The organism is Clostridium sp. CTA-17, from assembly GCF_054767895.1.
Genome location: NZ_BAAABF010000001.1, coordinates 35664 through 48968, shown reverse-complemented (window position 1 = coordinate 48968; position 13305 = coordinate 35664). Strand labels below are relative to the sequence as shown.

Genomic DNA, 13305 nt, shown 5'->3' with positions numbered 1-13305 from the left:
AGATAAGTTAATACTTCTTAAACCTATTTAATATTATTAATAGGTATATACTTCTTATTTAAGATTATTTTATATTAAGTATTAATACCAATAATCATCTAAATCATCTTTAGGAATAACTAAAATTTTAGGATTTTTCTTAGGATCTATCCACTTTAATATTTCAATCATTTTTTCTCTAGGCATTGAAACACATCCTCCAGTAGCCCCTCTTCCTAAACAATGTACAAAAATTGCTCCTCCTTTATTTGGAACCTGATTGTGATTATAATCAGTTATTAAAGAATATTCATATTGTCTAGGATAAGAAATTAAATGCTCATAATCTCCACCAGGATTATAATTAATCAATCTATTATATGTAGAATTTTCGCTATTTAAATCCCAATACATATTATTATTAACCTTTATATAATCTAATTTTGTTCCAGGATTATTCTTAACTCCAAAAGCTCCTGTTATGCTCATAACACCTGCTGGAGTAGTATTAGTTGATTGAACTCTATTTTCAATGTAAGCAAGTCCATTAGCTCCTACTCTTCCAGTTGTACTATCAATATTATTCCATTCACCAGAATCATTCTTTTCATAAATTTCTATATTACAATAACTTGTACTCATATTATTTGTCTTTACAACTATTATTTGATTACTATTTTCTAACTTTGGATTTCTAAAAGCTTTTTCATAATGAGCTACTCCATTATTATCTATTCTCCATCCATCAATATATTGGTTATTTATCATTTTACCATCATCATTAAAATAATACCAATAATCATTTATTTTGTTCCATTTTGTATCCATAACTCCATTTTCTTTAAGATGATACCATGTATCATTTATATTTTGCCAACCAATTTTCATCTTCCCATTATTATTAAAATAATACCAGTCGTTATTTATTTTTTTCCAACCTATATCCATAGGTCCATTTTCATTTAAGTGATACCATTCATTATTTATATATTTCCATCCGGTTTCCATAGCACCACTTTCATTTAAATGATACCATGCTCCCCCTAGTTCTCTCCATCCAATATCCATTACACCATTTTCTCTTAAATGGTACCAACTTCCATTAATATTTTGCCAACCAGTCATCATGTATCCACTATTATTAAAATAATACCAATCTCCATTTATTTTTCTCCAACCAGTATCCATTACGCCATTCTCTCTCAAATGATACCAAGTTTTATTTATATACTTCCATCCAATTTCCATTTCTCCCTTTGAATTGAAGTAAAACCAATCCCCCTTTATATTCTCCCAATCCTTACTTCTAAGATTATTAGAATCAACATAGCTCCACTTATTATTTTCAAATTTCCATTCCTTATTATTAGCTGCTTGTACATTTTCTCCTAATACAAATCCACTACATAAAGTAGTAATTGCACAAGTCAAACTAAATAATTTTATTTTTCTTTTTGTGAATTTCATTATAGACTCCCCTTACATAAGCTTTAAAATATAATAATTTTTATTATTTATACATAATTTTAACATATAGTAAATATTTTGTTAATTAAAACTATTGATATTGTTCAAATAATTTATAGTATATAATAAAATATCTAATTAAAAATGAGAGATGTTCGACTTTTAAATCAAACATCTCTCATTATCTTTATATTATTTTCCTAATAAGTAAACTACTCTAGTGAAGTGTCTTTGGTCTTGTCCGTTATGGTTCCACATTGTGAAGAAGTTAGTTTGTTTTTCGGCATTGAATGCTTGCATTCCACCATGTTTTTCTATATAGTCAGAACCATCCATGTAAATTGCCCACTCCTCTAAAGGAATATCCATATTAATCATCTTAATATCCTTTATTTGATATCCATCTTCAACATACTTACCAACTAATTCTTTCTTAGCTTGGTCTAAAGACATTTTTCCTCCTAGGAGTTGAGTGTATGTAGCACACATTGTCTTTTCTGCTTCACCTCTGTAGTTACCGTAAACTCCATCACCATACTTCTTATTTAGCTTTTTAGTTAATTTTTGATCCATTAAACAATCACCAGGGCTGAAGTCTATGTCTGGCACGTTGTATTCGTGTTTAGCTTCTACAGGTTTCTTTTGCTCTTCTTTCTTAGGAGTTTCATCTAGTTTAGCAATACCACTATAATCTATCACCCATCCATCTTTATTAGTATTAATAGCCATATCACCATTTTGATTAAAATAATACCAATTATTATTTATTTTTTTCCATCCAACATTCATAACTCCACTATTTTCAAAATGATACCATAAATTATTTATCTTTTCCCAATTTACTTTCATAACTCCATTATTGTCAAAATAATACCACTCTTTATTTATATAATCCCAATTTCTACTCATTACACCACTATCTTTAAAGTGATAGCATTCAGTATTTATATATTTCCATCCATTTTCCATAGCACCACTTTCATTTAAATGATACCATGCTCCCCCTAGTTCTCTCCATCCAATATCCATTACACCATTTTCTCTTAAATAGTACCAACTGCCGTTAATATTTTGCCAACCAGTCATCATGCATCCACTATTATTAAAATAATACCAGTCTCCATTTATTTTTCTCCAACCAGTATCCATTACACCATTATCTCTCAAATGATACCAAGTTTTATTTATATACTTCCATCCTATTTCCATTTCTCCCTTTGAATTAAAGTAAAACCAGTCTTCATTTATCTTTTCCCAATCTTTGCTTCTAAGATTATTAGAATCAACATAACTCCACTTATTATTTTGAAATTTCCATTTCTTATTATTAGCTGCTTGTACATTTTTTCCTAATATAAACCCACTACATAAGGTAGTAATTGCACAAGTTAAACTAAATAATTCTATTTTTCTTTTTGTAAATTTCATTATAAAATTCTCCTTACAAAAATTCTTAATATATAAAATCTTCATTATTTATACATGATTTTAGCATAAAATAAATAATTTATTAATAATTATCATAATTGTTTATGTTAATTATGTATAAAACAGAATTAACATTACATAAAAAAGACTGACATAAAGTCAGTCTTTTATTTATATAAAAAGTATAACTAATTCTAATTACTTTTTTATTTACCTATTAACCTAGCTATACCACTATTATCTATAATCCAACCATCTTTCTTAATATTAATAGCCATATCACCATTTTCATTAAAATAATACCAGTCTCCATTTATTTTTCTCCAACCAGTATCCATTACTCCATTTTCTCTAAAATGATACCAATTTTTATTTATATACTTCCAACCTGTTTCCATATAGGAAGTATTTTCATTAAAATAATATTTTTCTCCGTTTATTTCTTGTAATCCGCTTACAGGTTGTTCATTTTTTAAGTATTGCCACATTATTTTATTATTTTCTTTTTGATATTGCCATCCTTCATTATTAATTAATGCAACTCCATTATTATTAAAATAATATGCTTTTTTACTTCCATCTTTCATCACAACTTCTTGAAGTTTATTTGAAATCATCATTCCACTATCTGAATCAAAGTAATATAATTTATTATTTATATCCTTTAATCCTGTTGCTAAAGTATAATCACTATTTATATAATACCAAATTGAATTATTTGAACTATCTTTTACTTCATACCAACCAGCTTTATCTATAAATTTACCATTTTCACTAAAAAGCATTAATTTATAATTACCGTCTTTTTGCTTAACATTTTGAACCCCTGTAGCCATAAATCCATTCTCAGTAAAGTAGTAATTTACTCCATCTATCTTTTTAAACCCTTTTTGCAAAGTTCCTTCTTTGTCAAAATAATACCAACATGTTCCACCAGTTTCTAAATTTTTACCTTTTAACCAACCGGTTTTTTTAACTAATTCTCCATTTGAATTAAAGTAGTATTGCTTACCATCTATGGCTAAAGCTCCAATTACCATATTACCTTCTTGATTATTTAAGTAATACCATTTCCCCCCTAAGCTTAACCATCCTGTTTTTAAAGTTCCATCACCATTAAAATAATACCATTCATTACTTATTTTTTCCCAACCTTTATAATTACTTAATACTCCATTTGATTCAGCATAATATATTTTATTACTTTTATAATCATTTATTATGCCTGTTTGCATACGACCATATTGATCAAAGAAATATTTAGAACCATTAATTTCAGCTAAACCAACTACATTTTTTCCATCTTTATTTTTATATGACCATATAGTTCTTCCATAACCATCTGTTCCATTTTTAAACCAGTAGTATTTTTCTACTTCAGAATCTTTATTAGATTTAACAGATAAATTGATAGCCTTTTCTAAATTTTTAGCTTGTTCATTTTGAGAACTACTTTGTTCATGGCTTAAAGTACTCTTTAATTCACTTGCATATACATCGCTTCCCCTAAATGCAAATGAACCTGAAACTCCTATAATTACTCCTGTCAATACTGCAATAGCTACTTTTTCTTTTACCTTTTTCATTTTCAACCCTTCTCTTCATATTATTTTTAATTTTGTAACGTATTTACAATATGATTTTAATCCTTTAAATTACATAAATATTTACATATTAGTAACATTTTATTTAAAAAATATTTAATTTCAATTTACATAAAAATTTATAAATTAAAATAAAAAATATAATCTATTAACCATTTCTGGTAATAAAAAAACTATATGATAAAATTATTTTTAAAATTCTATCATATAGTTTAGTTGTGCTTATTTTAGTTATTTAAAAGAATATTTACTAATCCATTAGAGAATTTACCTGAAAAATCTCTTCTTAATATATCTTGGTGTGAATAAGGAACTGGAAATTCTACTAAAACTGATTTAGCTCCTATAGCATTTCCATAAGTTATTACAAATCCACCTGGATATTTATTTATATTTCTAAAGCCAAATTCATTGTCAAAATATCTAGCAATGCTAGGATTACCTATTGTTTTGTTTTCCCATCCATGTACATCTAAAAGAACTTTTTCAGTTGCTCCTTCCATAGTTTTATTTATGAAACCATATAAAGCCTTTGCCTCTGGAGAACCTAATGCTGTTGGTCCTGTATAGTTTCTAGCACTATAAAAAGGAGTAAATCCTGTAGGGAATGATCTATTTATATCATTCTTAGTTGTTACTGTAGTTCTACCTGGTCCATTGTTTGTCCATCCATCAATTCTTCCATCTGGATTAGCTGAAGGTATAATATATACACTCCATTCACTTAAATCTATTCCTTTAGTATTATATTCACTTCTTAATCTATTTACTGACTTTTCAGCTATTATTTTAAGTTCTTGTGAATCACCACTCCAAGCATCTTCATATCCATGTACTCCAAACACTGAGAATAATACTTTTTTACCATGTCCTATTCTGTAGTATTCTAAATCTCTACCCTTTCCACTCTTTCCATATACACCTTCTGTTACAATTTGATTTCCTACTCCATTTTTATCTAGATACCACTCATCTATAACTTTATTGCTTTCTTTTGCTCCGCTATTATTAAAATAATACCATTCACTTTCTATAGTTCTCCATCCAATACTCATAACTCCATTATCATTGAAATAATATGTTGAGTTATCTATATCTTGCCAGCTTGTCTGCATTTTACCTAAATTATCAAAGTAATACCAGTCATTATTTATTTTTTTCCAACCAGTATCTGTAGGCCCATTTTCTCTAAAATGATACCATATATTATTTATATATTGCCAACCTATTTGCATTTCTCCGCTATCATTAAAATAGTATTTGTCGCCATTTATATCTTGCCATCCAGTATTCATTTTACCGTTATCTTCAAGATGATACCATACATTATTTATATGTTGCCAACCTGTCTGCATTTCTCCATCTGAATTTAATAAATACCAATCATTTCCTAATGATCTCCAACCAGTATCCATTACCCCATTATCTCTGAAATGATATCTTTTATTTCCTATAGATTGCCACCCTGTTTGCATTTCTCCATCATTATTAAAATAATACCAATCATTATTAATCTTTCTCCAGCCAGTATCCATAGGGCCATTATCTCTAAAATGATACCATATATCATTTATATATTGCCAACCAACTTGCATTTCTCCATTATTATCAAAACGATACCATTCATTGTTTATTTTTTTAAATCCAGTAGCTAAACTTCCATCACTTTCATGATAATACCACTTATCATTTATAATTTCCCATCCATTTTTTATCTCTTTGTTTTTCTTGTCACTTAACTCTACTTTATTGTCAACTTTTGTTTCATTAATATTAGTTGTGTTCTTATTTCCTTCAGCATAAACTGTTTCAATGCTACCTAAAGTAACAGAACCTAACAGTCCTAAAGAAAGAACTAATGCAATACTTTTTCTCTTCACTTGTCCACCTCTTTTTTTTTGAATTAGCGTATAAACTTGCTTATACTTAAATATTACCTTATTACGTTATATTTATCAATATTAGAAATTTATTCTATAATAAAAAGACTGAATTTAATCAGTCTTTTTATTACTGTTTCCATATTCCTTTTTCATCGAAATAATAACTATTTCCATTTATATATTGCCACCCTGTTTGCATTTCTCCATTATCATTAAAATAATACCATTGTCCATCTATTTCTCTCCATCCAATGTCCATTACACCATTATCTCTAAAATGATATTTTGGAGTACCAATATTTTGCCATCCTGTTTGCATTTCTCCATTTGAATTAAAATAGTACCAATCATTATTTATTTTTTTCCATCCAATAGTCATTGAACCTGTAGTTTCAAAATGATACCATATATTATTTTCAAATAACCATCCTGTTTGCATTTCTCCATTTATATTAAAATAGTACCAAATATTATCTATTTTTCTCCAGCCAATATTCATTACTCCATTATCATTGAAATAATACTTATATTTTCCTATTGTCTGCCAACCCTTTTGCATTTCTCCATCATTATTAAAATAATACCAATATCCATCTATTTCTCTCCAACCTATGTCTATTACTCCATTATCTCTAAAATGATACCATATATTATCTATATACTGCCAACCAGTTTGCATTTTACCTGATTGATCAAAATAATACTTGTTATTATCTATACTATTCCACCCAGTAACATATTTTCCATCTATATAATAGTACCATATGCCATCATTTAATTCCCATTTCCCTATAACATTTTCAGAATGCTTACCTTCATTTATAAGCTTAACTTTTGATACATCTACAAAGCCTTTATCATTCCAATCGTATGGACCTGGGAATGCTACTGGTGATCCATTTGATATTACAGGAGTTGTTCTAACTGGATTTATTTCATAACAGTCTTTTCCATTGTGATTAATCTTTTCTTTGCTAGTTAAAATTGTTGTAGCTCCTATTTTTTCTACTCTTTCAGTATATAAGCCACCTACATCATATAATTTTTCATTATCTTTATTTGTAACACTACTAGCCCCTGTATAAATGCCTAGCTGATAGTAATTATAATCTTTTAAGCTTGCTATTCCTTTTCCACTTGCCCAGTAATCAGCTATATAAGCATTTTGTCCTGCTTTTTCTCCCCAGAATGGATCTGAAGCATATTTAACATTAGCTCCACTTCCCTTATTTCCAAGGTATCCTCCAAAATATCTCCAATCTTCTGGATCTGAATATCCTCTAGAAATATAATATTTTGCAAAATCATTTATACAGCCTTCAACAGTTTCAAATGAATTTGCTGATGCTCCTGGACTTGAATCAATAGCATTTATTCCAAATAAATTATTTTTTTGTTGAGCTATTTGAGATGTCCCCCAAGCTGATTCATTAGCTGCTAGTCCTAAAAGTAAAAGAGCATTTGCTCCATATTTATTTTGTGCATCTATAAAAGCTTGTCCAGTTCCTCTTAATTTACTATATGATTTTGTCTTTTTAGCAATAAAATTATTTAATTCTTCAGCAGTAAATGTTGTTTTACTTCTAAATGGTAAATACATATAATATGAATAAAAAGGATTATTTGCATTTACAGAATTATTATGATTATCATTTTGTAAATCACCTATTAATGTACTTAAATCTTTATAAAAATATTTGTTATCATAACTATAATATTTTACATTTTCACTTAAGAAATTAGGTGCTGGTCCTATAACAACCTCATATCCACCTTCAGAATAATTTGTAAGATCACTACTTATATAATGGATTAACTCTCCATCTCTAACTATATAATAACTTGGATTTTTTACTTGGTTTAATGGTACTATAACTAAATCATAATTTCCAGAACTAGTATCTTTATTTACCCAACCTTCATATCCTCCAACTTCTATTTTTGCAACATTTCCTCTATCCTCAATTATGGGAACATCATCTACATAACCATGGTTAATATATGTAAAGTCATTTGTTAAATTAGGATTAGCATATATATTAGTTATTTCTCCATATCCAGCTGGGCTTCCATTTTTGTATTTAACTAATCTTCCCATTGATTTTTCTGAATAAGCTACTTGTCCACTATCATTTAAAACAACAGGCATTGCTGCAAAGGTATTATATTTTTCACTTGCATTTTCAACCTTTTTCTCTGCTTCTTCCTTTGTGTTTGCAGAATCTAAAAAAGTATATTTCCCATTTTCATGAGCTAATGCTATCTCATACTTACTCTTAGTCTTTGTAACGAGTCTGTTTATAGATTCTTGACCTTCTTTGTCCTTTTTAAATTCTTCTCTCTCAATTCCATTTTCATCTTTATAGCTTTCTACATTATCACCTGGAATTGAAAAAAATATATTTGGCTCTTTTACAATTTCATAAGTTTCTCCAACTAAACTAGAAGACTTACTTTCATCAGACTTATTATTTACATTCTCTGAAGCCCAAACATTAACTGAAGTTACACTTAAAGTAATAACTGTAGCAAGAATAAACTTTTTAATCAATGAAAATCCCCCTTTTATTTTTTATCTTTTTAATTTTTTAGTAAACTTATTTATTATTTCTAATAAACAATCATCTTTAATAATTAGTAAAATTAAGAAGTAAACTAATGAATTTATAAGCATTACTGCTAAAGTAAATAGTATAACTCCACTTATAAATTTACCTATAAAATAAGTTATAGGTATAAATAATAATGATATTGCTAGATACTTCATCTTATCTATACTAAAAATATTAAAGTCTAATTTCATAATAAATTTTATATATAAGTATTCTAATATAATAACAACTATATTAGCTAGCATTGTTGTTATTACTGCATTTGTTCCATTAAAATAGCCTGTCCATAATAATGTTACATTTAATACTAGGTTTACTGCTCCCCCTATAAATGTTATCTTTACTTGTTCTTTTTCTTTTCCTCTTATATACATAACCTGATTACTTAATATGGTCTCAAATCCTAAAGTAATTATATATATAGCAAAAACCTTAAGCATTGGTATAGCATCTAAATACTTACTACCACCATATATAAGAATTACCTCTTTAGCTAAAACCAACATACCTATAGCAGCTGGGAAAAGAACTATAAAATACATTTTTGAAATTTTATCTAATAAACCTTTATATTCATCATGATTTTCATTTGCTATATAATTTGACATTCTTGGAATAGTTGCATAAATAACTGTAAGCAACAAGGTATTTATTATGTTACTTATATTTTGCGCTGTTGTATAATAAGCAACAGAATCCATATTTATATACTCTCCTATAAAATATCTATCAAGTTGAGTGTATAATACGTTGGCATTTGATAATATAACAACTAAAAACATTGGTTTTATATGCTTTAATAATTTTAAGTCAGAAAAATCAAAAGGTACTCTTTTCCTTATGTATATAAAACTTACAATATTATTTAAAAATGTTGATAAAACTAAAAGAATCATATATTCTTTTAAATTATTTGCACTTCTAACAAGTATAAATAAAAAGATTACATAAACAATTCTAATTATGATCGTTTTTATTGTTATGAAGTCATAGTTTTCTAACCCTTCATTTACCCATTCAGTATAAAAGATATTAGCTAATAAATTAAAAGTTAATATCATACATGCAACATATATTTCTGTTCCAGAATAGTTAAATTGAACAAATAATACATATCCAATTGTAGTAAGTATATTTGTTATAAAAGTTAGAGTAAATAAACTCGTATATACCTGTGAGAGCTTTTTTTTATCGTCTCTAACTCTACTTATTTCTCTTAAACCATATTGATATACTCCAAAACCTGCAAATATGAAAAAGTATCCATATATTGTTTGGGAGAAGTTTATTGTTCCCATTAAGTCTGGCCCTAAAACTCTTAATACATAAGGCCCTATAATTATTGGAACTACTACATTAAAAATATTTAATAAAAATTTAAATATTATATTTTTCGATATTGATTTACTCATAGTTCCTCCTAATTATAATATTCTATCATTACTATGTCTCCACCATTTAACTTTTCTTGATTTGTTGGTGCTTCTACATAATCCCATTCCTTTATAGGGGTCATATAATTTGGTCCATAATTTTCTCTTAAATAGCCATCTGGATTTTCAGGAACTGTATATTCTTTTCCTTTAAACATGATTGTTTCAAGGCCTCTCTTCTTAACAAAATACCTCATTCCTTCAAACCCAGTTGATACATCCTTATCTTTATAACTAACTTTATTTAGTTTATTATTTTTAAAAGTAAATCCATATGTCCACATAAGATTTTCATCTTTAAAATAGTAAAATATATCAAAGTATAATCCTTTATAGCTATATGTTTGCTCTACTACCTTACCGTCTAAAGTAAATTCGCGGACTTTTTTAATATCAGCTACTTTAAAAGCTTTTTCTACTTCTTCTACTTGATTTTCATAAAACATTCCTAAATCTATATCTAAATCGTGTGCTATAAAATCCTTTTCTCTCATAGCTCCAAGCAAAGTTCCATAATCAAGCCAAAAATGAAGATTATTTTTATCTAAAGTTTCCTTTATAGTTTCTAAACAATCTTTAGCATACTCTTTAAATAGAGCTCTTCTTCCTTCTTCTAATTTCTCTTTATGATTTTTTCTCATATTTTTTACTAAATTTGTATTTGCAAAAGTTTTACTCAACATAATATTTCTTACTATGTTCTTTAATTTTCTTTTCACTTTACCCATAACTATCTCCTAAAAATCTCTTATTTCATAAGTAAATTATATTATAAATGCATAAAAGAATTTTATATTTAAAAATTCTTTTATGCTTTATTGCTAATTCTTATATTCAAAGAATCCTTTTATTCTACTTTTAAAAGCCAGCCAGCTTCTTTTTGACTTAGTTGCATTAAATGTTATTAAATATATTACTGATTTTAAGAAATGATATCCTTCAGCCTTAATAAATAATATTAGCATAGAAAAATCAAAATTTGATTTTACCATTGCACCAAATCCTAAACCATAACTATATATTTTTTTATCATCCATATTGCTATTTGAATCATAATGTGGATGATATATTTGAAGCTCTGGATTATATATTATTTTCAGCCTCTTTTTACAGTTTTTATATATCAAATCTGCATCTTCACAAGCTCCAAAATATTTACCTGCTCCTAATTGATCATTAAATTTTACAAAGCATTTTTTACTATCTAAAAACATAGTTACTGAAGAACACTTTGTATAAAAGTTATTTTTATTTATTTCTATCTTCTCTTTAGGCCACTCCCTAAGTGAATCTTCACCATTACGCTCAACAATTCTTCCCATTAATAAGTCACAATGTTCATTTTCAAAATAATTATTAACCATATTAAGGGTATCTACTAGATATTCACAATCATCATCTGGAAAAGCTATTATATCTCCAGTTGCTATCTCTAACCCCTTGTTTCTATTTAAAGCTAATCCTCTTTCATTAGATTTTATGTGAACAACTTTTATTTTTTCTTTATATTTGCTAATTATGGGCTCTAAGTCTATTTCTTTATTTTGATCAACAATGATTACTTCAACTTTATCCATTGGATAATTTGAATTCATTAGACTTTCAAGAAAACACCCTACTTCATCTTTTCTCCCATAGGTAGCCATTATTAATGAAAATTTTCTAATCATATTCTTTGCTCATCTTTCTTCATAATCATATTTATTATAATTAATAGTGTTAAAGTTACTACTAAATCATTATCATATCCTAAGTATTGTAAACAAACTATAGCTAACATAGGAAATACTATCATAAATAAATTTTTCAATATGTTCTTTCTTGTAATAAAATCCTTAAAAAATTGAATTATAAAGGTAATATAAAGAACAATTCCTATTATTCCAAGCTCAAAAAATATATTAAGAAATACGTTATGAAGATTTGATTCAAATCTTCCTAATATATCCTGAATAAAATAAGCACTATATCCTATACCATTACCTACTATAAAATGAGTATCAAAAACACTTATAATAAATTCTTTCCATATATATAATCTTGTAAAACCACCATCTGTCATATTAAACTCTAAGTGGAAAAACTTATCAAAAAATACAAATAGAGCTCCCAAGAATAAAATTCCACTTACTGCATATATACCTACTCTATATTTATAGTTTAAATTTCTCATACTATAAAAAGCTAAAAATACTATCGGAATTATTATGGCTAATTGAGCAGTTCTACTTAATAAAAGTAAAACTGTTAATATACCTAAAATTATAAAGCTTATTTTTTCAATTAAATTTATATTAAAATTATCGAAAGTGCATATGTAAAGATATATCATATATATTAATGTAAACTTAGTAGCCCAAATATTCTTATTTTCTGCTCCAATTATATTATGATAACTACTAATTGTATAAGCTGCGTCAGAACTTTCTGTTAATGCACCACTAAAAAAATCATTAAATAACTTGCCATCAAAATAAATATATATAATTTGTATAAAATTAATTAATATTATGAACTCTAAAAATCTAACTAAAGTTTTCTTATGCAACTTCATATTTGTTCCATCAATAACAAAATATGTTGATAACAGAAAGCTCATATTAAGTAAAAGTTTTATAATATTTGAATAATATATGGGATGTTTAAAAATAAAACTTGCTATTATAGTATTTATAACTGTCCAAATTATAAATAAAGCTAAAGTTAAATTCCATTTTTTCAAACTTATATGTATCTCTTTTTTTAAAACAAGATATATAACATATAATATATTTAGTACAAATAGAGGTATATATATTTTAAAGTCTCTAATAAATATTGAGAATAGCACAAAGTATATAAAAAGTTCATACTTTGTGTTTGATTTATTTCTTAAGTTCATATATTATCTCCTATATCC

9 protein-coding genes are annotated in these 13305 nt (G+C 26.8%); all 9 read right to left on the bottom strand.

All coding sequences use genetic code 11. The features are described from left to right. Window positions 1-81: 81 nt before the first annotated feature. Complete coding sequence (locus ACYUCG_RS00195; protein WP_333960210.1) at window positions 82-1446, bottom strand: L,D-transpeptidase family protein; 1365 nt, start codon at window positions 1444-1446, stop codon at window positions 82-84. 192 nt (window positions 1447-1638) lie between these two features. Then, window positions 1639-2874, bottom strand: coding sequence for a hypothetical protein (locus ACYUCG_RS00190; protein ID WP_460267805.1), 1236 nt, complete (start codon window positions 2872-2874; stop codon window positions 1639-1641). Window positions 2875-3080: 206 nt separating this feature from the next. Next, window positions 3081-4460 carry a hypothetical protein gene (locus ACYUCG_RS00185; RefSeq protein WP_333960208.1) on the bottom strand — a complete coding sequence of 460 codons (1380 nt, stop codon included), beginning with the start codon at window positions 4458-4460 and terminating at the stop codon, window positions 3081-3083. A gap of 245 nt (window positions 4461-4705) precedes the next feature. Further along, entirely contained in the window at window positions 4706-6358 is a 1653-nt protein-coding gene (locus ACYUCG_RS00180) for a cell wall-binding protein (RefSeq protein ID WP_333960206.1), read from the bottom strand. A 130-nt stretch (window positions 6359-6488) separates the two neighbouring features. Beyond that, window positions 6489-8912 (bottom strand): glucosaminidase domain-containing protein, encoded by a 2424-nt coding sequence (locus tag ACYUCG_RS00175; protein ID WP_333960204.1) that lies wholly within the window; start codon window positions 8910-8912, stop codon window positions 6489-6491. A 21-nt stretch (window positions 8913-8933) separates the two neighbouring features. Then, complete coding sequence (locus ACYUCG_RS00170; protein WP_333960202.1) at window positions 8934-10385, bottom strand: flippase; 1452 nt, start codon at window positions 10383-10385, stop codon at window positions 8934-8936. A gap of 8 nt (window positions 10386-10393) precedes the next feature. After that, entirely contained in the window at window positions 10394-11134 is a 741-nt protein-coding gene (locus ACYUCG_RS00165) for a LicD family protein (RefSeq protein WP_111916991.1), read from the bottom strand. A 93-nt stretch (window positions 11135-11227) separates the two neighbouring features. Further along, complete coding sequence (locus ACYUCG_RS00160; protein WP_168971607.1) at window positions 11228-12076, bottom strand: glycosyltransferase family 2 protein; 849 nt, start codon at window positions 12074-12076, stop codon at window positions 11228-11230. Then, window positions 12073-13287 carry an O-antigen ligase family protein gene (locus tag ACYUCG_RS00155; RefSeq protein ID WP_333960201.1) on the bottom strand — a complete coding sequence of 405 codons (1215 nt, stop codon included), beginning with the start codon at window positions 13285-13287 and terminating at the stop codon, window positions 12073-12075. Before ACYUCG_RS00155 ends, ACYUCG_RS00160 begins: the two co-directional genes overlap by 4 nt. Window positions 13288-13305 lie beyond the last annotated feature (18 nt).

What these genes read in the sequence shown, in the direction of transcription:
- ACYUCG_RS00195 (WP_333960210.1), bottom strand. Translation starts at nt 1,446, where the DNA reads ATGAAATTCACAAAAAGAAAAATAAAATTATTTAGTTTGACTTGTGCA.
- ACYUCG_RS00190 (WP_460267805.1), bottom strand. Translation starts at nt 2,874, where the DNA reads ATGAAATTTACAAAAAGAAAAATAGAATTATTTAGTTTAACTTGTGCA.
- ACYUCG_RS00185 (WP_333960208.1), bottom strand. Translation starts at nt 4,460, where the DNA reads ATGAAAAAGGTAAAAGAAAAAGTAGCTATTGCAGTATTGACAGGAGTA.
- ACYUCG_RS00170 (WP_333960202.1), bottom strand. Translation starts at nt 10,385, where the DNA reads ATGAGTAAATCAATATCGAAAAATATAATATTTAAATTTTTATTAAAT.
- ACYUCG_RS00165 (WP_111916991.1), bottom strand. Translation starts at nt 11,134, where the DNA reads ATGGGTAAAGTGAAAAGAAAATTAAAGAACATAGTAAGAAATATTATG.
- ACYUCG_RS00160 (WP_168971607.1), bottom strand. Translation starts at nt 12,076, where the DNA reads ATGATTAGAAAATTTTCATTAATAATGGCTACCTATGGGAGAAAAGAT.
- ACYUCG_RS00155 (WP_333960201.1), bottom strand. Translation starts at nt 13,287, where the DNA reads ATGAACTTAAGAAATAAATCAAACACAAAGTATGAACTTTTTATATAC.